Annotated in this window: 22 protein-coding genes; 13 read left to right on the top strand and 9 right to left on the bottom strand. The window is 46.5% G+C overall.

Annotated elements, in window-relative coordinates; all coding sequences use genetic code 11:
• The first annotated feature begins 279 nt into the window (after nucleotides 1–279).
• The 6 genes from NG798_RS11320 (at nucleotide 280) to NG798_RS11345 (ending at nucleotide 5,418) form a co-directional block, all read left to right on the top strand.
• The gene (locus NG798_RS11320; protein ID WP_261222649.1) at nucleotides 280–1,122 is read left to right on the top strand and encodes a DUF4114 domain-containing protein; all 843 of its coding nucleotides are present in this window, start codon (nucleotides 280–282) and stop codon (nucleotides 1,120–1,122) included.
• A gap of 189 nt (nucleotides 1,123–1,311) precedes the next feature.
• On the top strand, nucleotides 1,312–2,475 hold the full coding sequence (carA, locus tag NG798_RS11325) for a glutamine-hydrolyzing carbamoyl-phosphate synthase small subunit (RefSeq protein WP_261222650.1): 1,164 nt from the start codon (nucleotides 1,312–1,314) through the stop codon (nucleotides 2,473–2,475).
• A gap of 106 nt (nucleotides 2,476–2,581) precedes the next feature.
• On the top strand, nucleotides 2,582–2,953 hold the full coding sequence (locus NG798_RS11330) for an STAS domain-containing protein (protein ID WP_261223223.1): 372 nt from the start codon (nucleotides 2,582–2,584) through the stop codon (nucleotides 2,951–2,953).
• Nucleotides 2,954–3,072: 119 nt separating this feature from the next.
• On the top strand, nucleotides 3,073–3,684 hold the full coding sequence (locus tag NG798_RS11335; protein WP_375338957.1) for a Mini-ribonuclease 3: 612 nt from the start codon (nucleotides 3,073–3,075) through the stop codon (nucleotides 3,682–3,684).
• Between the two features lie 129 nt (nucleotides 3,685–3,813).
• Entirely contained in the window at nucleotides 3,814–5,022 is a 1,209-nt protein-coding gene (gene rlmB / locus NG798_RS11340; protein ID WP_261222651.1) for a 23S rRNA (guanosine(2251)-2'-O)-methyltransferase RlmB, read from the top strand.
• A 108-nt stretch (nucleotides 5,023–5,130) separates the two neighbouring features.
• A complete protein-coding gene (locus tag NG798_RS11345; protein WP_375338958.1) occupies nucleotides 5,131–5,418 on the top strand; it encodes a DUF1816 domain-containing protein in 288 nt (95 codons plus the stop codon).
• 99 nt (nucleotides 5,419–5,517) lie between these two features.
• Here the strand turns inward: NG798_RS11345 and NG798_RS11350 are convergent, their stop codons facing one another.
• Entirely contained in the window at nucleotides 5,518–6,420 is a 903-nt protein-coding gene (locus NG798_RS11350; RefSeq protein WP_261222652.1) for an alpha/beta fold hydrolase, read from the bottom strand.
• Nucleotides 6,421–6,654: 234 nt separating this feature from the next.
• Between NG798_RS11350 and NG798_RS11355 the strand changes: the two genes are divergently transcribed.
• The 3 genes from NG798_RS11355 to NG798_RS11365 all read left to right on the top strand — a co-directional run bounded on the left by NG798_RS11355 (nucleotide 6,655) and on the right by NG798_RS11365 (nucleotide 9,234).
• Nucleotides 6,655–7,254, top strand: a complete 600-nt coding sequence (locus NG798_RS11355) for a helix-turn-helix domain-containing protein (RefSeq protein ID WP_261222653.1) — start codon at nucleotides 6,655–6,657, stop codon at nucleotides 7,252–7,254.
• 293 nt (nucleotides 7,255–7,547) lie between these two features.
• Nucleotides 7,548–7,796, top strand: a complete 249-nt coding sequence (locus NG798_RS11360; protein WP_261222654.1) for a DUF1816 domain-containing protein — start codon at nucleotides 7,548–7,550, stop codon at nucleotides 7,794–7,796.
• 241 nt (nucleotides 7,797–8,037) lie between these two features.
• Entirely contained in the window at nucleotides 8,038–9,234 is a 1,197-nt protein-coding gene (locus NG798_RS11365; protein WP_317619586.1) for a fatty acid desaturase, read from the top strand.
• A gap of 54 nt (nucleotides 9,235–9,288) precedes the next feature.
• Here the strand turns inward: NG798_RS11365 and NG798_RS11370 are convergent, their stop codons facing one another.
• The 3 genes from NG798_RS11370 to hetZ all read right to left on the bottom strand — a co-directional run bounded on the left by NG798_RS11370 (nucleotide 9,289) and on the right by hetZ (nucleotide 14,017).
• Nucleotides 9,289–11,613, bottom strand: coding sequence for a DUF3488 and DUF4129 domain-containing transglutaminase family protein (locus tag NG798_RS11370; RefSeq protein ID WP_261222655.1), 2,325 nt, complete (start codon nucleotides 11,611–11,613; stop codon nucleotides 9,289–9,291).
• A 228-nt stretch (nucleotides 11,614–11,841) separates the two neighbouring features.
• The gene (locus NG798_RS11375) at nucleotides 11,842–12,882 is read right to left on the bottom strand and encodes a hypothetical protein (RefSeq protein ID WP_261222656.1); all 1,041 of its coding nucleotides are present in this window, start codon (nucleotides 12,880–12,882) and stop codon (nucleotides 11,842–11,844) included.
• The gene (gene hetZ / locus NG798_RS11380) at nucleotides 12,875–14,017 is read right to left on the bottom strand and encodes a heterocyst differentiation protein HetZ (RefSeq protein WP_261222657.1); all 1,143 of its coding nucleotides are present in this window, start codon (nucleotides 14,015–14,017) and stop codon (nucleotides 12,875–12,877) included. The genes NG798_RS11375 and hetZ overlap by 8 nt, the downstream gene beginning before the upstream one ends.
• A gap of 495 nt (nucleotides 14,018–14,512) precedes the next feature.
• Here hetZ and NG798_RS11385 point away from each other — a divergent pair, with 495 nt between their 5' ends.
• Nucleotides 14,513–14,998, top strand: coding sequence for a hypothetical protein (locus tag NG798_RS11385; protein WP_261222658.1), 486 nt, complete (start codon nucleotides 14,513–14,515; stop codon nucleotides 14,996–14,998).
• 80 nt (nucleotides 14,999–15,078) lie between these two features.
• Here NG798_RS11385 and sds read toward each other — a convergent pair whose 3' ends face one another.
• The 5 genes from sds to NG798_RS11410 all read right to left on the bottom strand — a co-directional run bounded on the left by sds (nucleotide 15,079) and on the right by NG798_RS11410 (nucleotide 21,147).
• On the bottom strand, nucleotides 15,079–16,050 hold the full coding sequence (gene sds, locus NG798_RS11390; protein WP_261222659.1) for a solanesyl diphosphate synthase: 972 nt from the start codon (nucleotides 16,048–16,050) through the stop codon (nucleotides 15,079–15,081).
• A 1,633-nt stretch (nucleotides 16,051–17,683) separates the two neighbouring features.
• Complete coding sequence (gene murI, locus NG798_RS11395) at nucleotides 17,684–18,514, bottom strand: glutamate racemase (RefSeq protein WP_261222660.1); 831 nt, start codon at nucleotides 18,512–18,514, stop codon at nucleotides 17,684–17,686.
• A 156-nt stretch (nucleotides 18,515–18,670) separates the two neighbouring features.
• The gene (locus NG798_RS11400; protein WP_317619587.1) at nucleotides 18,671–20,440 is read right to left on the bottom strand and encodes an N-acetylmuramoyl-L-alanine amidase; all 1,770 of its coding nucleotides are present in this window, start codon (nucleotides 20,438–20,440) and stop codon (nucleotides 18,671–18,673) included.
• 128 nt (nucleotides 20,441–20,568) lie between these two features.
• Complete coding sequence (gene yidD, locus NG798_RS11405; protein ID WP_261222661.1) at nucleotides 20,569–20,802, bottom strand: membrane protein insertion efficiency factor YidD; 234 nt, start codon at nucleotides 20,800–20,802, stop codon at nucleotides 20,569–20,571.
• A 63-nt stretch (nucleotides 20,803–20,865) separates the two neighbouring features.
• Nucleotides 20,866–21,147 carry an acylphosphatase gene (locus NG798_RS11410; RefSeq protein WP_261222662.1) on the bottom strand — a complete coding sequence of 94 codons (282 nt, stop codon included), beginning with the start codon at nucleotides 21,145–21,147 and terminating at the stop codon, nucleotides 20,866–20,868.
• Nucleotides 21,148–21,221: 74 nt separating this feature from the next.
• Here NG798_RS11410 and NG798_RS11415 point away from each other — a divergent pair, with 74 nt between their 5' ends.
• Genes NG798_RS11415 through NG798_RS11425 form a run of 3 tightly spaced genes read left to right on the top strand, consistent with a single transcriptional unit; the run spans nucleotide 21,222 to nucleotide 23,716 of the window.
• A complete protein-coding gene (locus NG798_RS11415; protein WP_261222663.1) occupies nucleotides 21,222–21,803 on the top strand; it encodes a type II CAAX prenyl endopeptidase Rce1 family protein in 582 nt (193 codons plus the stop codon).
• A 29-nt stretch (nucleotides 21,804–21,832) separates the two neighbouring features.
• A complete protein-coding gene (locus NG798_RS11420; RefSeq protein ID WP_261222664.1) occupies nucleotides 21,833–22,195 on the top strand; it encodes a DUF1823 family protein in 363 nt (120 codons plus the stop codon).
• Nucleotides 22,196–22,231: 36 nt separating this feature from the next.
• Nucleotides 22,232–23,716, top strand: a complete 1,485-nt coding sequence (locus NG798_RS11425; RefSeq protein WP_261222665.1) for a serine/threonine-protein kinase — start codon at nucleotides 22,232–22,234, stop codon at nucleotides 23,714–23,716.
• Nucleotides 23,717–23,753 lie beyond the last annotated feature (37 nt).

Here is a 23,753-nt window from a genome sequence, read left to right on the forward strand (position 1 = left end):
TCGTAAACAGCCAGTTAAAAAAAGTGAAACCCAGGGGCGAAAGTCATTTAGCGCTCATCGATCAAGAAACCCGAAACCACAGAGTGAGAAATTAGGGTGCAAAAGGCTCCAAATAAAATTTAAAAATTGTCCGCCATCTTTTCACTCTAGCGGGCAAAAAAAATTAAAAAGCATCAGAAACGAAACCTTGTTAGAGCCTCTAAAAATCGGTTTTGTTAGGACAACCAAAAAACCAGCCAAAGTATAAAACTGGTTCAAAATTTCCAAGGAGAAATACTTATGTTTACCCTTCATGGTTATAAAAAATACGCCTCCTGTCTTTCTGGGGGACTGCTGAGTATAAGTTTAATTTTTAGTAGCAGTCAACAAGCAACAGCCGCAACCTTCAGCAAATCTTGGGATGGAGAACAAAACTCCCTCCAAAATTTGTTAAATAACATCACCCTTAGCGGCCCGCAAATCAACACAGAAAAAGCACAGACAAACTATCAAACTTTCACCAACACAGCCAGCGGCATCTCAGCCGGCACATTCATGTTTGAAGTAGCAGGCATGGCAAATTCAAACAAACTTGGAATTTACAACCGAGGAAATCCTAATCAAAGAATACAACTTTTTGACGGAGCAAACAGCCCCGGAGCCGGTACCACAATCACATTTTTAGAAAGCGGAATCAACGTAATCACCCAACAATTTAATCCCACAACCGGCAGACCCCAAAACAGCCCAAGCCCAACAATTAACTATTATGAAGGGCAAAATTGGAACGAATTTGGCTATTATATTCAAACCGGCCAAGGAAACATTTTTTACACCCAAAACAATCTCAACCCTGGTGGAAAACAACAAGCCGTAGTTTATCGAGGAAACAACCAAACCCAACTCCAACTAGCAGGCCGGCAAAAAGGCATATTTACAGACAATGAATACATCATTGCCTTTGAAGACAGACTATTAGGAGACATCGCTGGAGTTAGTAGTGATTGGGACTATAACGATTTAGTAGTAATGGTTGAATCCATAGAACCTACCAGCGTACCCGAACCCGCCAGCTTAGTAGGATTAACAGCCATTGCCGGAATGTTAGGATTAACCGGCCGGCGAATTCAGAACAAATCCTGAATCATCTAAAAACTCGCCAAAAACAAGCTAACAAATAGCCGCCACCGATGACTATTGGTGGCTGCCAAGTTTCCTGACAAAAAAACCGTGCGAGCAAGAGCCGGCAATTCCAACAAAAACGGAATATCACCCCAGATCAACTCATGGGATAATACCTTACGCCAGTGAAACTTAAATATTGACTACTTTATGCCGCACTCTGCTGCTCAACCGGCCCTACTAATCCTCATAGATGGCACCGCATATCACGGATGGTCCTTTGGAGCCACCGGCACCACCGTCGGTGAAGTTGTATTCAACACCGGCATGACCGGCTATCAAGAAGTTTTGACCGATCCCAGCTACTGTGGTCAAATCGTCACCTTCACCTATCCAGAACTCGGAAACACCGGCATCAACCCCGAAGACGAAGAATCAAGCCACCCCCAAGTACGCGGAGCAATTGCCCGCAACATCTGCAAAAGACCTAGCAACTGGCGCAGCACAACCAGCCTACCAGACTACCTCAAAAAAAATAACATCATCGGAATCTATGGCATAGACACCCGCGCCCTCACCCGCAAAATCCGCTCAGTCGGAGCCATGAATGGAGCCATCTCCACCGAAATTTTAGATCCAGCAGAACTACTCAACACAGTTCGGCAAGCCCCCGACATGACGGGCTTAAACCTCGTTCCCCAAGTCTCCACCCCCGAAACCTACGAATGGAATGAACCCACAACCAGCCTGTGGGAATTCAGCGAAAGCGCCCAAGAAAAAAACAGCGAACAATTTACAGTAGTCGCCATCGACTTCGGCATCAAACGCAACATCCTGCGACGACTCGCCAGCTATGGATGCCGGCTGATCGTCGTCCCCGCCAACACCCCGCCCGAAGAAATACTCAAACACAACCCAGACGGAATCTTCCTCTCCAACGGCCCAGGCGACCCGTCAGCCGTTACCGAAGGCATCGCCACCGTCAAAGCCTTACTAGAAAGCAACAAACCCATGTTTGGCATTTGCCTGGGGCATCAAATTCTCGGACTCTCCCTTGGAGCAGACACCTTCAAACTCAAATTCGGGCATCGAGGCTTAAACCAACCAGCCGGCTTGCGGCAACGCATCGAAATCACCAGCCAAAATCACGGCTTCGCCATCAACCCCGACACCCTAGCCCCAGAAGTAGAAATCACCCACCTCAACCTCAACGACCGAACCGTAGCCGGAATGCGCCACCGGGAGCTACCCTTATTTTCCGTACAATACCACCCCGAAGCCAGCCCCGGCCCCCACGATGCCGACTATATTTTCGAGCAATTTGTAGAAGCCATGCGCTCAGCCCGCGCCCAAACCAGCACAACCGTCAACTAGCCCTTCGGGTGGCCCTCTACCCGAAACCGCAGAAAGTGTAGACAAGTACCTGGAAAGCAACTATACTAAAGCCTCGATTTGAGCAAAATGCAGCTAGGAGGGAGCTATTGCTGAGCCACTCACCCTAACGGTTAGCCTCAGAGGCACCCGCGAAGTTAGGGAAAACCTACAGTTATTCCGCCTCACCGGATTACTTGATGCCTTTTCGGAAGCCACCTTTCGCAGAGTCATCGGCAAATGTATTGAAGACGGGCCAAAGCATATCGTTTTGGATCTCTCACAGATAGATTTTGTTGACAGTTCCGGTTTGGGCGCTCTGGTGCAGATCGTCAAAACAGCCCAAACCGAAGGCGGCTCTTTACAAATTGTCACCAATGCCCGTGTCACACAAACGGTTAAGCTTGTTCGTTTAGAGAAATTTCTCTCGTTGCAGCCCTCCGTCGAGGAAGCGCTCAACAACATTCAGCCGTCTAGTTAGCCGACAAAACCACTCGCAAGCTATCCAGTTTTTTTTTGCTGGATAGCTTGTTTCTTGCCAGGGCATCACCCCATCACAACATATAATTAGAAAGACAGAAACAAAAAATTCTTGTCCCAGTGTCAATTGACCATCGTCAATTGTCAATTGTCATTTGTGGCAAACAACCACCGTCAGACTTGACAACGCCCAACGGCAGGCAAACTATATCAACCATTCCCGCCTCCCCACCCCCACCCAATTCCCAGTCGCCCCCCTTAGCCCGGATGATCCTATCTACGCTTGATGAAAACCCCGCCGACGAAAGTGTAGTAACCACAGCGTTGAGTCCGTTGTTTTCGCCTTGTTTATCAGCCTCGCAAATTAAACAACTCTCACCCGCCGCCCTAGCGTATCTCGGTGATGCCGTTTACGAACTGTACATTCGTAGCTTTTATTTGATGCCTCCCAAGCGATTAAATACTTATCACCAAGAAGTCGTCACCCAAGTACGCGCCGAAACCCAAGCTCAACACCTGCGCTTGCTCGAACCCCACCTCACCCAGGCGGAATTAGAGATCCTCAAACGCGGACGCAACGCTACTAAAACCGGCCCGAAACGTCTTCCACCGGCCATTTACCAGCAAGCTACCAGTTTAGAAACCTTAGTTGGATATCTCTATCTCAGCGATCCCAAACGCTTAACTGAATTATTTGGTTATTTGCAACTCGCTTTCAACCCCAACTCATAAGTCTTTCTGCTTCAAGCCGCTTGGAATTCTTGCCAGAAGATCATAAAAAACTGCCGGTCTGCCTAAACAAAAACAGCGGCAAAAGTCAATAATAACTGACAAAACTTGATAATTCAGGAAATCATCACAATGACCGAGAAACCACAAAAGAAATCTTTTCGGGGTAAACCCAGTTCTGGTAAACCGTCTGGCCTGAAATTTAAACGCAGTAGCGCACCCAAAAAAGATAGCTTCTCCAAACCAGACAAAAGCTTCTCCAAAGATGGCCCCCGCAAAGTAGAGCGAGAAAAAAGTTACTCAAAAGAGCGCCCACCCCAACGGGAAAACAGTTACTCCCAAGATCGCCCACCCCAACGGGAAAAAAGTTACTCAAAAGATCGCCCACCCCAACGGGAAAACAGTTACTCAAAAGATCGCCCACCCCAACGGGAAAACAGTTACTCAAAAGATCGCTCACCCCAGCGGGAAAACAGTTACTCCCAAGATCGCCCACCTCAACGGGAAAAAACGTTCTCACCCAAATACTCAAGCCGTCCCGAAGTAGAAATCAGCCCCTCCGATGAAGAAACCGATCTGATCTACGGGCGTCATTCAGTCCAAGCAGCCCTCAACAGCAACCGAGACCTGCACCGCATCTGGATCACATCTCAACTGCGTCACGATCCCCGCTTTTATACCGCCATTGTAGAAGCAAAACAAAACGGCACCGTCGTCGATGAAGTAGATTTTCGCCGCCTTGACCAAATTACAGGCCGAGCAAACCATCAAGGCGTAGCTGCTCAAACAGCACCCTATAAGTATTGCGAACTATCCGAAATGCTCCAAGTTGCTAAGGCAGCCGGTGATCAAGCCGTAATTATAGTCGCCGATAGCATTACAGATCCCCACAACCTGGGTGCCATTATTCGCACCGCCGAGGCAATGGGTGTACAAGGTTTGGTGATCCCCCAACGTCGCGCCGTTGGCATTACCTCAACTGTAATGAAAGTCGCCGCCGGCGCTTTAGAAAAATTTCCAGTCGCAAGGGTTGTCAATTTGGCCAGAGCCTTGGAAGAATTGAAAGCAGCAGGCTTTTGGGTCTACGGCACAGCCTCCAACGCCAGCCAACCACTGCACACTCTCAAAGTCCATAACCCCACTGTCTTAGTTGTGGGTTCCGAGGGCGAGGGTTTGAGCCTTTTGATACAGCGCCTCTGTGACGAATTAGTTTCAATTCCTTTACAGGGCGATACTCCCAGTCTTAACGTCTCTGTCGCAACCGGCATGGCTCTTTATGAAATTTACCGCCACCGCTGGGCCCAGACGCGATATGTAGATGTCAAACAATCAAACAATTGAAAAAAGAAAAACAACCGAGTATAACGAAATGTAAATTACGCGAACATTTGCGTATCACCCCACCAACCAGTCGCCACAAGCGACCCTACGCGAACGGTAAACAGGCAAATGACAATGAAAGAATTCTTGACTAGCTTGCTCTCCTTTTTCGGATTGGCTTTTTGGGTGGAAATAAGCACCGAAAGCCCCCGCTGCACCTACTACTTTGGCCCCTTTATTACCGCCAAAGAAGCAAATGCCGAAGCAGCCGGCTATGTTGAAGACCTGCAACAAGAATCCGCTCAAGGCATCCAAGTCAGTATTAAGCGCTGCAAACCTACCACCCTCACCGTCTATGAAGACTTGGGGGAGATTCGTGAGGCTCGCCGCGTGCCGGTTTTTAGCGGTCAGCCTTGAGCGAAAGTATGATGCCAGCCGCTGCTCAAAAAAACAGCCGCCCTTGTACTAGGAAGGCGAGTTTTTTTGTCAGCAACCAGCCAAATGCTTAAGCTGTTTTCATTCTCCATTTCCGCCAGCGCCTAGACAATTGGGCCGGCCTACTACTTGTGGGTGCGATTCTATCCATCGGTCAATATCTGCTAATACCTGGTCGGGTATTTCCCAAGGAAACAGATGCGCCGTGTTGGGATAGCAAAGATATTCGCAATCTCGCAGATTTTGGGCCGTCTCTAAACTAGATTCGGCGGTGATGTGCCGGTCGGAATCTCCTGCTAGTACCAAGCACGGACATTCAATCAAAGCCAGCGCTTCGTTACGGTTATAGCCTTGCCTTAAGGCTTTATTGAGCGCTCTTGTCGCCGGTTTGGAGGTTTGCAGGTAAGCTGTCATGCCATTATCCGCTAAGTATTTATAGGCGCTGGGCGTGTGTTGAGCCACCAAATAACGGTAAAGGGATCGCTTGGCAAAGTTGTCTATATTCCATTGCCAGCTAGGAATCGCTCGGTTGATGAGCGAAGCAATAGCGGTGTAGGCCAAGTCTTGCCAGCTTACCGGCGGATGGCTGTTTCTGGGCTTGGCCGCTGAAGCTACTAAAATTAAGCCACTGACTAATTCTGGTCGCTTGAGTGCTAATTCTAAGCCGATGATTCCTCCTAACGACCATCCCAGCACCAAGCACTGCTTTATTTTTAGCTTTTCCAGCAGTGCTTCTAAATCTAAAAGATGATCAGTCATATCAAAATCATTTTGGGTAAGACTTTTACCATACCCCCGCAAATCTGGTGCTAAAGTTTGGAAGCGCTCGGATAAATGGTCTGTAAACACAGACATACTCTCACCACAACCCGGATGGCCGTGTAAGCAAAGAATGGGAAATCCTTTTGAGCGCACAATCACATTTAACGAACAGATACCTCGGTCGTTGGAATTGGGCGCTAATCCTGAGCCGATTTTTTTCATTGTCTTTGTCTTTTTGTGTCAATTCCAATTCAGCGATTTAAAATATTTCGACCTAAAAGGTATAGTAGAAGTGGCTAACACCTTGATTTAATCATAATTCTATCAATGGGTCGATGATTCCACCGGCTATCCCTCCTGGGCGAAAAAGACCACGAGGCCGGTCACTAAAAGCCAAATTTGTGATAAATTTGCATGAGTTAAGCTAGATGAATTCTCCTCCTTTGAAATGCTCAAATGGCGAATCATATTAAATTAGACATCCAAGAAACTGCCGAAGAGTTGAGAAATCTCCTCAAAAAAGAAACCAATACCCAAAAAAAAGAAAGACTCCACGCCCTGTACTTACTGAAGTCAGGCCAAGTTACTACCTTGGAAGCTCTTTCTAAATTACTGGTGAGAGATACTTCAACAATATACCGATGGTTTCAAAAGTATAAAACAGAAGGATTAACCGGCTTTCTCAAGTTATACATCCCCGCCGGTAGACCGTTAACCATTCCCCCAGAAGCCTTAGAACAGCTTAAGCAAAAAGTCCAAGAACCCGAAGCCTTTAAAACCTATGGAGAAATTCAATTATGGTTAAAAGCTAATTGTGGGGTAGATGTTGATTACTATGTAGTTTATCGAACCGTCCGCTATCAGCTAAAAGCTAAAATGAAAGCGCCTCGAAATTCTAAAAAAAATTCCCTTCGTGAAACCTCCCGCGATAGCGACATGGCGCTTCCTTCTGCCAACACAAAACCCTCAAAGAGCGTCAACAACACTTATAACGCCTCCGGCGAACCATCCATGCGTTTCGTGCCGGCTTCTCCCTCTGGTCAAGGGTTTCTGTGATAATCTTACTGTGCCTAAATAAATCGCGTCAAAACAGCCCTCTGACTGTTCTCGAAATCAAAACGAGCCAATGCGGGTAGAAATTTTTAATGAGTGGAGCAGGAAAACCGGCCTGGACGTTAAAGCAACCCACAGAAAAGTCGGTGAACCTCCCCCAACTCATCCAACCAACCATGACAAAAAATGCCACACTCAAAGTACAACGATCCAATAGCAACACTTTGAGCAAAAACCACAGGTTTTAAGCAGCGGATCTTCCACACAACTACGCCGTTAGACTTGAGGGACAAACAATGAAACTAGCCACAACAATAGAAGACATTTTTACCGCTCACTTAGAAAAATTTGAGTTAGCTTGGTGGGTAGAAATTATCACCACAGAACCCGCCTGTACCTACTATTTTGGCCCCTTTATCAGCGCCAAAGAAGCCCTTTTATCCAAAGACGGATACATCGAAGACCTTGAACAAGAAGAAGCCCAAGGAATCACCGTTCAAATTAAACAATGCCACCCCCAAGAATTAACTCTTTTTGAAGACTAAAAACCTCAAAAAATATCTTTTTACCCTGGGGTTTATTCTCAACAAAACCCTAACCGAGGTTAGGCATTTTATCTTTTAAAAGCCGAATATTGCCTTCAACTTTACCCAAAGAGCAAAGCCAACAATTAAAAGAAAATACCAGTCTGCTCACAATATCCAGCCACCAAAGAAAAACAGACAGTTTTCGCCAAATTCGTATTCCTGATACCGCTTCGCTTAACGTTTTTTTTGCGCCTAATTTTTGGTCAGCCACCATTTTAACAGCCCCAAAACAAGCTATACTCAAAAACGTCAAGTTATTGCCTCACCTTGCGATGGTGGTGGCCAAAAAATGCTCGCCGAAAAAACCATTAATCCCCTTGACCAACAAAGGCTCATTCCCCAATCAGTTTACGCTAAAAAATTGCGTCCCCTTTTGCCAGACGATGCCTTTGCTCCCAACTCCAACAAATTACTTATCCTATTAATAAATATCGGGATTTTATTGCTGGGATGGGGAATTGCTGCTCATTTAGATCAGTGGCCCATCTATCTTTTATGGCTCTATTTACCTCTGGCCTTAATTATGGGCAATAGCGTCATCGTTTTGTTGTTTAGTTCCCACGATCTCATGCACGGAAGTGTCATTAAAAAATCATGGTTTAGCTATTGCATTAGCTTCCTGGGACTAACGATGTTATGGATGCCTCCGACTCAGTGGAAATATGTCCACAACCTCGTCCATCATAACCACACAAATTCCCTCAAAGATCCAGATCGCAATTACCTTTATGAGCAGCCTCATACCTGGGGAAAATGGATTCAAAATCTCTTTGTTCCCTCGGTAGAAGTTAATTTTCTGTGGTTGATCTTGGGAATGACAGCATCTTGGGGAGTGCATAATTTACGCAATGTCTCTTCTGTGCTGTTTTTTAATAATGAGTCCGTTGATTATGTGCCGGCAGCCTTTAAAGTCAGTCAAAAAGATCGGTTAACCATCGCTTTTGAATGTCTGGGAATTTTTGCGCTTCATTTGAGCATTCTCTTCTATCTAGGCTTTCATCCTCTAAAACTTGCCCTTGGCTACTTTTTGCCCATAGCAATTGGTCATGCCGGCGCAATGTTTTACATCTATACCAATCACATGACTTGTCGGATGACAAGTATTAATGACCCCCTCATTAATAGTGTTTCTCTGCGGGTTCCAAAAATCTTTGACTTGCTGCATTTACATTTTTCTTACCACACAGAGCATCATATTTTCCCCAGCATAAACTCTGATTATTATCCCCTGGTTCAAGAATTGTTAGAAATTCACTATCCCAACCGGATGAACTTAGTTGATGCCGGTGAAGCTTGGCGGTTGCTGATGCAAACACCTCGACATTATAAAGATGAAGTTACCTTGACAGATTCGTCTGGTAAATTATCGGTAACTTGTCCGCTTAATAATGGTTAAAAAAAAAAGCCGCAGTTTTAAAGCTGGGGCTTTTTTTTATTCAAAAATCACGAATCAGCGAGAAACTCGACGACTTAAATGCTTTTTCAAAGACTGTAACCGCTGGGAAAGAGAAGGAATATTAGCCACAACACCGCCATAACGCCAGCGTACATAAGCATCTGTAATGTCATTAACAATTTCCCGCCAAGACTGATAAGAAATTTGAGAATCCCGCGCAAATTCTAAAGGAGTTTGAGCAGGATGTTTGCGGAACCCTCGCTCAGCCAAAGCCGCCAACATTTGCTGATAAATACTTTCCACCGGCGCTAACTTAGCCAACCATCGACGGTAACGCCAAGCTCGCCAACCTTTCCAACTCAACCAACCGGCAAAACCTAAACCTATCGCCATCAAAATCAGGGCAAACAAACCCAACCAACCCTGGGAAAATAAATTCCATAACCAGGCAAACAAAAGCAGAAAATTGGTAAAAATTGCCCCAAACACCCGATTTAAAAAACCGGTAACAGGAGATGGTAACCAACCGGCAACCCAACTCCAAAACTGTTGTAAAACCCCAAAAGTTTGATTTTCTTCAATTGAACTAGGGATCACATCATGCCCCGGAATGGGATCAAAAGCAAACCAACCATACTTAGGGAAATAAACCTCAGTCATCGCATAAGCATCGGTATTGCGGACAATATAAAACCCTGTAAACGGATTAAATTCTCCAGAGGCATAACCCACCACCAAGCGAGCCGGTATGCCAATCGAGCGCAACATCACCGCTAACACTGTTGAAAAATGATCGGGATAACCGCCTTGATACTTAAAAAGAAAAGCCTCAGCCAAATCTTCATTTTTTTCTAAAAACGGCATCCCAGGCTTTAATTGATAGCGCTGTTTTAAAGCTTGCGCCAAATACAAAGCCTTTTCATAGGAAGAAGTAATGGGAGTCGGTGATGTAGCTAACAAATCTTCAGTCAGATTTTTAACCTTACCCGCAATCTTTGGAGGAACCTGCAAGTAAAGTTTTTGAAAGATTTTGTAACCGTTGGTATTTTTTGCAGAAATAGGCGGTGCATTTCGTAGTGCCGAACGATTGCGATAAGGAACATCAGAAATGACAGTATAGGTAATTCCTTCTGCTAAGGGCACCGGCGAACGTAAACCCCCCTCAGTATCAAACGCCACCTCTGGAGTTGGGAAAAAAAGCTGTTTTGGTTCTGCCAACGCCGGAATCAAATTCGGCATATCCGAAATAGCCGTATAAGTTTGAATTACCTCTTTTGTCCGGTTTGCAGTTATCGGCGAAGGCACATAAAATTGATAAGACCAAGGCGGACGAGTGAGTTTTTTCGCCTGTTCATTGCGCGAAATTTTCCAGCCTTGGCCGGTGTAGCGATCAAACGCCAAAACCCGCCAAAAACCAGGAGACTGAGAACGAACCCGCATTACTTCCTTGGGTTTCATTACACCCCGCAGGTTCATATTCATTTGGCTATTAAAGCCATAATAAAAAGTATCATCAAGCTGACCCGGCCCTTCTTCTTGTTGAGTTCCAGCACCGGCCCCACCAGAACCCTCACCACCACCACGACCCAAACGCGGGTTAAAAATCCGGCTACTATCAAATTGTCCTTGAAATTCAATCGGAGCGCTAACAGGAAAAGACCGTAATTGATACCCAGGAAAGCGAGGAAGAACCGCAAAAACCGCTAGACCTAAACCGAGAATAAAGCTAAAAAGTAACAAGTAAAACTTGAAAATTTGGCGATTTTCTTGGGCGCTTTTTTTGATTTTTTGTTGTTGAGGTTTAGAGACAGAAAGACCCAAACGTGAGCGGTAATCTAAAACTAAAGCTGGTAAAGCAATTGCCAAAAACAACAATAAAACCGGCCCAAAGGCTAAGGTTTGAGATAAGGTGCCGGCCACCCCAATTAAAATTAGTCCGATCACCATTGAATAGCCCAAATCTTTACGGCGGGGCAAATCAAAACTGTGAAGGACTTGCACTTGAATTAACAACCCAGCCAGCACAGAGCGTGTATCATTAGTTGCATCAACAACCGACGCAAACAATCCCTGAAAGAAAAATCCTAAAGCCAGCAGCATTCCAATGGCCAGTAAAAATTTAACCGGCACATTAGCGCGGCGACGCTGACGATAACTCCAAAAAGCTCCGACAATACTCAAAGGCACGGCCCAAAAGCTAATTTGAGTTTCCGCCGCAATATCAGTAGCAATAATTCCCACAATCACAAGTGCCTGTACCAACACCCGCAGCCAGATAGACTCTTCTGGCACTGGCGGGGGTACCGATTCAAGCCGCCGCCACAAATCCCCAATCAGGGGAAGCGAAAGCAGCCGGCGACTTCCAAAGGAATTTGACATGGTAGATGTTTGGTGCGTTGATTTTAGAAATTAGAGCATGAATTTTGAAGCAGCGGCACGAAGACCGGCTTTCAAAATTACCTTGCCATCTTTAATCTAAAATCCGCTTAAAAGTTGTGCCACCCATCACCAGACAAATCAGACTGACAAGATATTAAAAGTAGCCATACTGTCAATATCATCTGTATTGATCTGGAGTTTTTTAAATTCCACCCGTAGAGCAAGCACCTAAGTTGAGGACACCGGACAAACTGCCAGCGATAGCGGTTGAGCCTCAAGCATATCTAAACAAACTTCTAAAGCATAGGTTGTGTCGGGTTGAGGATCAAAAATCTCCACAGAGAGACAACCAGCATCAGGCCGGTGAGTTTGAGCAGAGACTTTTCCGCAACACATTTGCAACGAACCACCGGCAGGAAGCTGACACTGCACCCGCAGTTTAGGAAACTGAAGCGCCGGTTCATAAAAAGCTTGCACCAGAACAATGCCAACCGCAGTTTCCCATGTGCGCTGTACAACTGATTGAGCCGGTGAAACCACCAGCGTCAAATGGCCCATAATTTCCCGCGCCGCCAATAAAGAAAGCTGCATCTGTTGGCTTGCAGTAGCTTGTTCATAAGTTGAGGGTAAATTTGATCCCCCGCGAGCAGCCCCCAGCAACACCAAAGAAGCGACCTCATTAAGGGCTCCCGATTGACCCGGAAACACAGTCTCAACAGCGCGAATTAACCTAACTCCTTCTCGCACCGACGAGTTAACCAAATTCAAACAGCGCTCAAAAATTTGTAATAAAACGGTTTCAGGAACCGCCGGCAGATTGAGAGTACCGAGTTGATTTGCCCAAAAAGAGCAATCAGGAACAATTGTCTCAAATCCACCATCTGGATATTCAACAACCTCGCTTTCCCAAGGAAAAAGCGGCGGTTTTAATTGGATTTCAGCTTCCATGCGGCGCTTTAGTAACGCCTTAAAACGGTCTTGCACGACAGGTATTTCTCCCAGACTAAAAGGTTTGTCCTCCTGTGAGGCAGGAGGGGCTACCGTTGGTGAAGCCTCTGCAAAGTCGCAAGCCGAATCATTAGAAACAGAAAAACTTATTTCTTCCGAATCTAACGGGTCGATCTCAGCGTCGAGAAAATCGTCCTCCGCTTCAGCCTCAATAGCCATTTGGGCCCCAGCCGATAGATTAGACTGGGATGAGGCATCGGTAGCTTTTTCGTGTAAAAGCCGAGCGAATAGACTTTGTAGCGCTTCTGAGTCACTATTCATCAGTAGATGTACCCTCTCCGGACACTAAACGATTGCGAAGTTCCCAAGCTTGCTCAAGTAGTTTAAACCACCTTTTTTGTACCCAGTTGACTGTACAGCCTAACTTTTGGGCGATGGCTGCATCTGCTAGTCCCTGTTGTTTTAACTTTAACAATTCTTTATTTTCTGGCCCCATTTTAGCAAGCCATTCTTGCCACTGTTGGGGCAATAAACCAAGATTTTTTTCTAAGTCAGCTTCTAACCACTGGTGAACAAGTTCCCAACGGTGACGCAGGGCAAATCGAATTAAATGATATTTGAAGCGCTGTTGTAAATAATCTCTCTGGCGGGGGGTTAATCCTAAAATTGATTCAATTTCGCCGGTGGTTAAATCTTTCAAGCGCAAGGCAAAGTAATCGGCACAATCAGTTTGTTTGTTTTCTTCGAGATAAACCATCAATTCGGTGATCACTTCACATCGCAGGTCTTCTACCATTGGTTCGGGTTCGCTGGAAACCATTTGAGAGCGTACCTGCTGAACAGAAGTATCATTCCAAGTTTGATCAGACTCGACACCGGCCCCTTCAGCGGCCTGTTCCATATCTACGGAAGTTTCAGGCGGTTGCTGTTGAGAAAATGATTGCGCTCTGAGGATAATCAATTGTTGCGACCGGCCCCCCCGCAAGGGAATCCGCCGTTTGCCATAGCGTTCAGCAAAAGCCATATACTCAGCTAACTCAAGCAGGCTTTGCGGTCTATATTTTAAACTCAGGTGCGCTTCTCTGCGAAATGCTTTTAAAGCTTCTTCATAAAAGCCTTGCAAAAAGTCTTCTATCAAACTCAGTCGTGCTTGATAACTCGATCCGGCGATCAAGGGGGTGATATAACGGTAAACAATGGCGCTGAGGGTGCTGTGCAGTTCGACCCGTCCTTGCCGTGACCCCAGGCTGTAGTAATTAAGACATTGTTGAAGCCGATGTCTGGCGAGGGCGATTGCCCACGATTCTACCTCGCCGGATGCTTGAATACGCTGGCTTTGCTGGCAAATGCGCGTCACTTCTTCGGCAATGCGACCGGCAACTTCTCGGCAATTGCTGTCAGAGGCGCGAGTCGCCTGCTTGAGTTCTGTGTATAGTAGCTCAAATATTGCTTCCACGCTCTCTTGTAGGTCTCCCCTTGTATGGTTTTTTGCTGTGCAAAATCCTACTACGCACCAAAAAAAAGGCCGTCTTGTCGGATTTTGAGGCTGATGTCGGCCCTCGCAGCGGTTGATAGATGACCGGCAACAGTTTGTGAGTTCTGAATTTTGAAACCCATAGGTTCCAAATTCTGTTTATTGTTGCTGGCATTGGGTTGGCTGCGGCTGGTTTGCGGTCAGGGTGCGAGTTTTCACCTAAACTTCTCTTTTCACTCTTGCCACCCAAAAAACAGCAATAAATTTACTCTTGAGGGGTAAATTTTTCTTTTCTGTGCCCTGAATAAATATTTTTGTTTAGTAACTGTCAATGCACTCTGATTGCTTTTGCCTTTGCATCGGCCCCGTCTGACTCGATTAAATGCCTTTTTGCTCTGGTCAAAAAATCCTGCTTTTCTTATGCTAAGGTTATAGCCTCGCTTCAAAAGCGTTCGACGTAGCTCACGCTAAATGCTGATGAATTTAGATAAACAAATTCAAGTCCTGATTGATAATGCGCCCCAAGATGGCACCACTCCTCAGATCGTGGCGACGATTGCACCGGCTCTCAAAATTCTGGCCGGTCAGCTACGCCACGCCCAATATTATATCGTGCAATCTCTTCAAGGTGAGTGGGTGCTGACGACTTTAAGCAACCGCGCCTTTCCAGATCGTGAAAAGCAGGTGATTTATGCTTTTCCTAGCAGTCAAGATGCTTTGTCTGGGGAGTTTGCGGCCAAAAATCCGCAGTTAATGGCATCGGCGGTGCCGGTGGTTCACATTTTATTTCAAATGCTTACTCTTGAGCCTGTCGAGAGTATTCTTTTTTTTGAAATTCCGGGCAATAAGTCAACGGGGACGGAGGTTTTGCGTTCTCAAGTTCAATATTTAATTCAGGGAGAGTTGCAAAAATTAAAGTCAAAATCTGCGGGCAATATTAACATCCCCCCTGATATTGCTTGAGTTTTTGCAATTTGTTAAAAACCCGGTTTCGTGAAGGAGACCGGGTTTTTGTCTATGGGTGTTTATTGCTGTTTGTTTTGTTAATAAAGCCGGCTTACTACATACTCGGCTAAATCAATCAACGCTTGCCGGCATTCCGAAGCTGGTAACTTCAATAAATGCTGTACGGCTTGTTGGGCGTGGTGGGTGGCTAATTCACGGGAACGATCAATGCCTTTACTTTCTGATATAAAAGCTAGGGCTTGTTCGATGTCTCCGTCTTGGGAAAATTCCCTGTCAATTAGCACTTCTAAATAGGGTTTTTCTTCTAAAGCATATAGCACCGGCGCTGTCAAATTGCCGCTTTTGAGATCCGAGCAGGCCGGTTTGCCTAATCCTTCTGTGGAGGCGGTAAAATCCAAGATATCATCGACGATTTGGAAGGCTAGGCCAATATGACGTCCATATTGATAAAGGTCTTCTGTCAAATCATCGGCTACTTCGCTGAGAATCGCTGCGGCTTTTGAGCTATTGGCGATTAATGATGCTGTTTTGTAATAGCTTTTTTCTAGGTAGGCTTCAATGGTTAGGCTGGTGTCAAATCGATTGAGTCCTTGTTGAATTTCTCCTTCGGCAAAGTCTTTGATAACTTCTGAAAGTAGTTTGACGACTTGCAGGTTATCCAGGTTGGCCAAATACCACGAAGATTGGGCGAAGAGGAAATCTCCGGCTAAAACGGCGATACGGTTTCCGAAACTGCTGTGTACGGTGGGAATGCCTCGCCTGAGTTCTGATTCGTCTACCACGTCGTCATGCACTAAGCTGGCAGTGTGGATCATTTCCGTAATTTCTGCAAGTCGCCGGTGTCGTGGGGTAATCTCTTCTGGTAGCATGGTTGCTCTGGAGATTAATAAGACGATTGCCGGCCTCACTCGTTTTCCCACAGCGCCAAACAGATGTTCCGCCGCAGCAAACAAAATGGGGTGACGGGCGCTTACGAGTGTTTTGAGGTTGTCTGTCAACACCCGCAGGTCTGCTTCAACCGGGGAAAAAAGAGATGTGGTTGAGGTCATGGATTGGCTGACTCAGGCGTTATTTACGAAATTTTACATATCTTATCATCTTTTTAAGATATGTTTCCTCTGTCCTGAAAGTTTTGTTGGTGTAAATGCCGGCTCTTACTCTGGCGGTTTCAATTTTTGCTCTTTAGGGTTTTGGCGGCAACCTGTTTGCTCGCTGAAAGTTGGTGATTTGTAATCTGTAGCACAGATTTTCTCCAAAGTGTCTGAAATGGCGGGCTGGGCTTTTTTGGTTTTCTTTTTTGATTTGTGCGATTTTATCCTTTAAGTTCTTTGCCTTCAAATGGTTTTTTCTGACGAAAAGCTGCATTAAATTAGTGAAATTTAAAATACGATTGTTTTGGGTTGATTGCCCTGCGCCTGAGCAATCTTGGGGTGGGCCGGATGCCGGTTTAGCCGATGGGGAAGCTCTTTGAGCCGGATCTCTATAATTATGTAGATTTGTAAATGATTTGCTCAGAAAGGCTGTAAAAACTACCGCTCTGTGTTATCCTACAAGTAAGAATTTCAACAATTCCATATATTTCCGGTAAAACAGTTACAGATACTACAGATATTTGAAAGCTGCGAGCCGGTAAAATCTGCTCCACGTTCGCCCCTACACTGGCGGTAAAATTGTGGGCCTGCCTGTTCTTAACGCCGAGCCGAAGAAAAACTGCTGCTATCTAAAGCAACGGTTTTTAGTTGGGTAGGAAAGTTAATAAAGGTGGGCCGCTGCTTCAAGACAAGCCAGCCGGTTCTGAAAACGAGCAACGAGAGTGTTTCTAAAAGCAGACGGCTTTGCGATGGTGCAGTCGTTGTAAGTCAATGGCTGTTTAATCGTTAGGGTTCGGTTTGCCTCGCGTACCGGACTTGAGCGGGTTAGCTGGCAGAAAAACTCAGGGTTGTGGGACTGGCTGCGTCGGGGTGAGGGCGAGCGGGTGTTGTGAGCGAGTGGAATACCGCCCAAAAATATAGATTTGCTGGGGATAATAATTCCCACTAATTTGCTTTGTGAAAAAAGCTTTTCTGCGTGTGTATGTGGAAATGCTGATGCTTTTGCATGAACTGAATTTTTTAAGTTAACGTCTCGCTCACACTAAGAATGGCCGTCCTATGACTTACCACGATATTCCTTTGATTATTCCTTTTCTGGCAACGGGTTATCTGCTAACGATTTATGTGTTATTGGGATTTGCCCAGAAAAACACGACCAGAGTAAAAAGTTAATAAGTGTTTTGAGAGTTAAATTTTTATGGGAGAGGGGAGAGGGGAGAATAGTATCAAGATTGGTTAAAGAGTGAAGAGGAAAGTTTTTAGTAAGGCTTTAAGGGCTTACTAGGAATAGTTGAATTTAAGCTAAGCTTACCGACTTGATAGAGCACTTGTTTTCAGCAGGGTAAAGGAACATAAAAATTTTTTAGGGGCCGGTCTTCCCTTATTTTTCTGAGCTTGGTGGCAAGGAGAGAGATTTGGGAGGCTGGGCTTTTTAATGCAATTTATCATAAATAATATTGTATTTTTTGGGGTATTTAAAGATTAAAAGTTTAATGAGGAAAAGTAGGTAAAAAAGCCACCAGCAGGGGAGCCGGTGGCGAAGAAACCAAGAGCAACTGGTGGTGATTAGCTCTATTAAAGAGCAAGTTAATTATTCCGCAGAAGCATTGCGAACCGGCTCATAAACCAAGGTAGGTAAAGTGATTTTTTCTACAGAAGGAGTGTAGCCTAACCAGGGTCGGGAAAGTTGAGCGAACTGTTGCGGACAACCGCTGACGCCGAAGCGAGTGGGCAGAGGTTGGCGGGTTTCCCGTAGGCCCAAAAGTTCCAATTCACGGGAAGCAGCAGCGACAACATGGACTGCTGGATCGATCAAGCGCACAGAACTGGGGAGAATTTGGCGCAACACCGGCTCTAAATGAGGATAGTGGGTACAGCCATAAACGAGGGTATCAATTTGCTGCTGGATGAGCGGTGCAAGATATTCCCGCGCTACTTCATAAGTATAGGAGTCATTAATTCTGCCTTGTTCGATGAGTGGCACAAATTCGGGACAGCCGACTTGCCAGACGCGGGTATCGGGGTCTATTTCCATAATGGCCCGCCGGTAGGCATTAGAAGCGGCGGTGGCGGGGGTAGAAATGACGCCGATGCGTCGTCCTTGCTGGACTGCGGCGCGGGCACCGGGGAGAATGACACCCAAGATAGGGACGTCAAATTCTGAGCGGACGGTTTCTAGGGCGAGGGCCGAACTGGTATTGCAGGCCATGATCACCATTTTGACGCCAGATTCGGTCATCCAGGTGAGAATTTCACGGACGAACTGCAAGATTTCTGCGCTTTGACGAGTGCCGTAAGGCAGCCTTGCCGTGTCTCCAAAATAAAGAATGGATTCTGTTGGCAATTGCCGGTAAAGCTCTCTCAAAACAGTTAAGCCACCCACACCACTATCAAAAATACCAATTCGTTTTTCTTTTGTCATTTGTTTTGCAATCAGCGTCCGATTGTTTATCCTTTGTCTCTGTCGTTTGTCTGCTTGTGTTTTAGCAGCGTGGTTCGACTTTTGACAAATGAGGCGGAGTTGGGCTGGGTTCAGGAAGATCGATTTCGACGATATTCAATTTTAGGGAACCAGCCCTTAATAACGATTTTGTTGGATGTATTGGAGGATACCGCGAGTAATGCCTTCTGCTAGCAGTCGGCGGTAGGCTGGGTCGGCCATGCGTGCGGCATCTTGGGCACCCGTTACAAAACCAACTTCTACTAAAACTGCTGGCATTGTCGTCTTGCGTAAGACATAAAAGTTCGCTTGCTTGACTCCTCGGTTGTTGGCGCCGGTGGCGGCGAGGAGGTTGCTTTGAATGCTGCGAGCTAGACCAATGCCACTAGAGTAATAGAACGTCTCTATGCCGTTGACATCAGGACGACTCATGCTGATGGCGTTGGCGTGGATGCTGACAAATAGGGTGGCGTTGATCCGCTCGGCAAGCTGGACGCGGGGTTGGAGTTCGATTTCTCGGTCGTCGGTGCGGGTGAGGATGGCTTGGATGCCGTTTTGTTCGAGCATTTGGGCCACTTGGTAGGAGATGTCTAGTACGATGTCTGTTTCTCGAATTCCGCCAATGCCGACGGCACCGGGATCGCCGCCGCCGTGTCCTGGGTCTACTACTACGCTCAGGCGTCCGCTGGGGATGCGGGGGATGTTGGCTTCGGGTGTGTTGTTGGGGGGTGGGGTTTGGGCTGCTTGCAGTTGCAAGGCCAGCATTTGGTTGCTGGGTTGGTTAAGCTCGCTGAGTTGGACTCCGGCTGCCGGTTGTACCCAAATAACTACGGTGTTGGGGTCGGCTTGTTGGAGGGCGACTCGCAGGGCGTTGGTTTGGGGTGATCTGACTCCGGCACCGATGCGGGCGGCGGGGATGGTGATTTGGAAGTAGCCGGAGGCTCTGTCCCATCCACTTGTGTAGGTGAAGGGGCCGTCTGTACGGATGACCATTTGGCTGCCGGTCATTTCTACGGATTGGATGGTGGTGAGTTGGCCGCCGGTGGAAATGTCGGAAATTTGGGGTTGTCTGGCTGTTGTGGTGGTGGTGTCTTCGGGGAGGATGATGATTTTGCCGTTGTTGTTTGCGGTGGCTCTCCAGTCTTTGTTGGGGTCGGTGACGTTGAGGGTGATGCGGGCCACCGGCGGGCTGGTTTGGATCTGACCTATCTGGATGCTCCCGATGTTGTTTCGGTTGACGATTTGCTGATAGCCTTGCAGTCGGGGTGTGAGGGTTGTGTTTTGCAGGTCGATGTTGACGGTTGAGCGGTCGCTACTTTGCTGGACGTTGACTTCTGGGGTCGTTCCTCTGGTGTCCAGAAATAGTCCGTCACCTGTGACTCTGACGTTGTTTAGTGTGGTTTGGAGGCCGGCGGCGGTGGTTTGTGGGGGTTGGGGGGCGGTGGCGGCTATTGGTTGGGCTTCGGGGATTTGAACTGTCCATTCGGAAGCTGTTTGACCTCTAACTATGACTTGTTGGGGGTCGATGGTGTAGCCGCTGTTGAGTTCGATTACTAGGCGGGTGGTGTTTCCGTCAAATTGGCCGGCTCTGACGGCTCGGATGGCTCCGCCGACGGGTTGGGTCATTTGCGGCTTTCCATAGGTTGTGCCGGGGAGGTCGATTACGAGGCGGGTTGGGTTGAATAGCAGTTGCGCTTTAGGTTGTACGCCGTCGTCGGTGGTTATATAAAGTCGGTTTTCGGTGCTGTCAAATCGCCATGATTGTAATCGAGCCGCTTGTGCGCTCGTTGATACTAAAAATACGGAAATTATGCTGGGTAGTAGCCAGTGGAATCTCATGCGGCGCTTCTCCTTGTTTGCGTTGCTGCGTGCTGTATGCCCCCCCGATGGGTGCTTGAGATGTACCATTACACCCCCCCCTGCGTGATCTTTGCGGCTCCTCGCTATTTAAGACGCTCGTTGAAAAATAGCATGAGTTGGGGCCGATGTGTTGGATAAGCCTGCTTTTTTTCGCGGCTTGCTTGTGCGCTTGGCTGTCATGTGTGTTTATTTTTTTCTGCCGGCGGGACTGGATCGTATCCCCCCGGATGCAGGGGATGACACCGGCATATTCTGGCTACTGCCATTCTGCTACCACGCCAAGGGCCAAATCTGTCGATGGCTTGGAGGGCATATTGAGAACAGGTTGGCTCAAACCGGCACACCGGCGGAAATAATGGGGAGATAAATAATCTATATCCTTGAATTATTCCGAGTAATATTACTTTCATTTGTTAATGGTCATTTGTGATCGAGTATTACCTATTACTGGTTGTCCAATCAGCAATTATCAATCATCGATTTATTTCAAATTGGTTGCATCCTTGGGGTTTTTCATGGTTGATAGTCACTTCGGTTACTTCGGCTGCTGGTGGCCCTTGGTGACACCAGTTTATCATGTCGGTAATGGCTTGTTTATTTCCTTCAAAAATTGCTTCGACTCGACCATCTGGGAGGTTTTTTACCCAGCCGGTGATTCCTAGCTGTTTGGCTTGTTGTGCTGTGTAATAACGATAGCCGACTCCTTGAACTTTGCCAGATATAATTAGATGAGTTCTGATTTTTTCATTGCTCATGGTTTTTTGTTATTTAGAGAAAGTACGAAAAGAGCAATTGCGGACGCTGAACTGAAGGACAAGAGGATTATACAATGATGTTGGGGTATTTTGTCAAAGTGATTTTTTCTCGTTTGACTGGGGCTTTTTATACTGTTCCCCGGATGGATGATTGGCTGGTTTGTGCTGCTATTTTAGGGGTTTATACGTTGATTGCTGTGCCGGTGGGTTGGCGCTGGGGTTTTTTAAATTTTAAGGTAGAAAAATCGCTGATTGTGGTGTTGGGGGTGATTTTGGGTTCTTTGCTGCAACCGGCTTTTTCTGAGGAATTGTTTTTTCGGGTTTTGTTTTTACCGCATAAAACTGAAAATTTTTCTGGGGTGAGTTTATGGGGGTGGATGGTGTTGGGTTTAATTTGTTTTATTGTCTATCATCCTTTGAATGCGATTAGTTTTTTTCCGATGGGAAAAGAGGTTTTTTTTGAGCCGGTATTTTTGTTTTTGGCGGCGGTTTTGGGGGTGGGGTGTACGGTGGTTTACTGGTGTAGTGGTTCGGTGTGGCCGGCGGTTGTTTTACATTGGGTGGTTGTGGTGGTGTGGTTGTTGTTGTTTGGGGGGTATGAAAGGTTGTATGCTGGAAGAAGTGAGGGATGCGATCAAAAAAGTCCCTCAAAATGATTTTTTGCCAAAATTAAGTAGATGCAGTTATGTCTGATTTACCGGCTTTGAATTTTGATACAATTTGGGCGATTCTCAAGGAAGAATTGGATGATGCGACGGTTAACCGGCTGGTGTGGCATTATTTGGGTTATCGTTATGATCAGGCTTGTCTTAAGTGGGATAATTCGGGTGTTTCTGAGGAGTGGCGTTCCGAGTATCCCGAACCACCAGATTTTATTGAAAATCGGCCTCCTACTGTTAAGTTAACGCGCTCTATTCCGCCGGAAAATAAGCAGCTTTTGAAGGAAAAGTTAGGATTTAAGGGATATAAAGTTGGTGAGTTTGGGCCGCGACAAACGCGCCGCGCAACGATGGCGAATTGGTTGTTAAGTTATATGGCTGGTTTGTAGTGGGGGCTGCGCCCACCGGCTTTTTAATGGTGGGCTATGCCCACTCTACAAAGTATGTTTGAATTAGGTTTTATTTTAGGAAATCGCTATCAGCTTAAGGAGTGTTTTTCTCAAAATTCTGGCCGCGAGACTTGGCTGGCTGAGGATTTGAAATTGAGTGAGAAAGTTGTGGTGAAGTTGTTGTTTTTTGGGGCGGGGATGTTCTGGGATGATTTAAAGTTGTTTGAGCGAGAAGCTGAGGTTTTGCAACAGTTAAGTCATCCGCTGATTCCTAAATATCGAGATTATTTTTCGGTGGATGAACCGGCGGTGTGTTTTGCTTTGGTTCAAGATTATATTCCGGGGGTTTCTCTGAAAAAATTGCTGGAAGAAAAAAGGAGTTTTTCTGAGGAGGAGGTGCGGAATATTGCGGGGGATGTTTTGGATGTTTTAATTTATTTACATGGGTTGACTCCTGCGGTTTTGCATCGGGATATTAAGCCGAGTAATTTGATTTTAGGGGAGGATGGGAAGGTTTTTTTGGTGGATTTTGGGGCGGTGCAAAATCAAATGCGGGTTTCTGGTTCTACGTTTACGGTGGTGGGGACTTATGGCTATGCGCCGGTGGAGCAGTATGGCGGACAGGCGGCTACGGCTTCTGATTTATATGCTTTGGGGGCGACCATTATACATTTAATAACAGGGATTGCGCCGGCAGATTTGCCTTTGCGGGAATTACGGATTCAGTTTGAGGAGCGGGTAGGCAGGGATGTGAGTTTATATTTCGTGCGGTGGTTGGAACGCATGACGGAACCGACTCTGGAACGGCGTTTTAAGTCGGCGGTGCAGGCGCGGGATGCAATTGCGGGCCGGTTAAGTATAGGGGGGCAAAGTGAGAGATATGAAGGGTTGCCGGTGGGGACGCGGGTTGTTTTAAATGTGGCGGAGGGGAAGTTGGAAATTTCGATTCCGGCGCGGGTGGAGGTGGAGGTTTTTGAGCCGGTGAAGTTAATTTTAACTCGCGGTTGGGATAGGTTTAAAAGGGGCTTGAAGTTGTTAGTAGATAATCTAAAAAATTCGTCTCTTTTTGCAAGATCACCGGGGTTGGTGCGGGTTGGTTTTGTGGGTGGGGGTTTGGTGTTGGTTGGTATAGGTTTTCCGGCTATTTTTTCGCTGATTCCATTTTTGGGGGGTCTGCTTTTTTTTGGGGTTTGTTTTGCTGCGGGGAATTGGTTGGGGCGTTCTCGAAGTTATTTTGAGCGGACTTATGTTTGTTTTGATTCGGAAAAATTTGTGATAGAGTTTCAGGAGGTTTGGGCTTGGAGTTATCGGCGGTTTGGTGGGGAGACGAGGGAAATTTTGGGGGTGTCTGTTGGGCCTTTTTCTGAGGGAAATGGGCCGGCTTTGTTGGCGGTGATTTTACGGGTGGGGATGTTTTCGGGGAGGCTGGAAAATTTGGCTTTTGGGCAAGAGTTGAGTGAGGCTGAGTTGAATGAGTTGGTGCGGGTGATTGGGGATTGGTTGGGCTTAGCTGCCGGTTAAGCAGTGTCTACATGAATAAAATTCGGTGATGGGGGTT

The organism is Ancylothrix sp. D3o, assembly GCF_025370775.1.
Lineage (GTDB): Bacteria > Cyanobacteriota > Cyanobacteriia > Cyanobacteriales > Oscillatoriaceae > Ancylothrix.

Bases quoted from the DNA above. Each gene is read 5' to 3' on its own strand.
- NG798_RS11355 (WP_261222653.1), top strand. From the start codon at position 6,655: ATGGCGAATCATATTAAATTAGACATCCAAGAAACTGCCGAAGAGTTG.
- NG798_RS11400 (WP_317619587.1), bottom strand. From the start codon at position 20,440: ATGGTACATCTCAAGCACCCATCGGGGGGGCATACAGCACGCAGCAAC.
- rlmB (WP_261222651.1), top strand. From the start codon at position 3,814: ATGACCGAGAAACCACAAAAGAAATCTTTTCGGGGTAAACCCAGTTCT.
- NG798_RS11420 (WP_261222664.1), top strand. From the start codon at position 21,833: ATGTCTGATTTACCGGCTTTGAATTTTGATACAATTTGGGCGATTCTC.
- NG798_RS11350 (WP_261222652.1), bottom strand. From the start codon at position 6,420: ATGAAAAAAATCGGCTCAGGATTAGCGCCCAATTCCAACGACCGAGGT.
- NG798_RS11385 (WP_261222658.1), top strand. From the start codon at position 14,513: ATGAATTTAGATAAACAAATTCAAGTCCTGATTGATAATGCGCCCCAA.
- murI (WP_261222660.1), bottom strand. From the start codon at position 18,514: ATGACAAAAGAAAAACGAATTGGTATTTTTGATAGTGGTGTGGGTGGC.
- NG798_RS11320 (WP_261222649.1), top strand. From the start codon at position 280: ATGTTTACCCTTCATGGTTATAAAAAATACGCCTCCTGTCTTTCTGGG.
- NG798_RS11360 (WP_261222654.1), top strand. From the start codon at position 7,548: ATGAAACTAGCCACAACAATAGAAGACATTTTTACCGCTCACTTAGAA.
- NG798_RS11410 (WP_261222662.1), bottom strand. From the start codon at position 21,147: ATGAGCAATGAAAAAATCAGAACTCATCTAATTATATCTGGCAAAGTT.
- NG798_RS11345 (WP_375338958.1), top strand. From the start codon at position 5,131: ATGACAATGAAAGAATTCTTGACTAGCTTGCTCTCCTTTTTCGGATTG.
- sds (WP_261222659.1), bottom strand. From the start codon at position 16,050: ATGACCTCAACCACATCTCTTTTTTCCCCGGTTGAAGCAGACCTGCGG.
- carA (WP_261222650.1), top strand. From the start codon at position 1,312: ATGCCGCACTCTGCTGCTCAACCGGCCCTACTAATCCTCATAGATGGC.
- NG798_RS11415 (WP_261222663.1), top strand. From the start codon at position 21,222: ATGATGTTGGGGTATTTTGTCAAAGTGATTTTTTCTCGTTTGACTGGG.
- NG798_RS11425 (WP_261222665.1), top strand. From the start codon at position 22,232: ATGCCCACTCTACAAAGTATGTTTGAATTAGGTTTTATTTTAGGAAAT.
- yidD (WP_261222661.1), bottom strand. From the start codon at position 20,802: ATGAAAGTAATATTACTCGGAATAATTCAAGGATATAGATTATTTATC.
- NG798_RS11375 (WP_261222656.1), bottom strand. From the start codon at position 12,882: ATGAATAGTGACTCAGAAGCGCTACAAAGTCTATTCGCTCGGCTTTTA.
- NG798_RS11370 (WP_261222655.1), bottom strand. From the start codon at position 11,613: ATGTCAAATTCCTTTGGAAGTCGCCGGCTGCTTTCGCTTCCCCTGATT.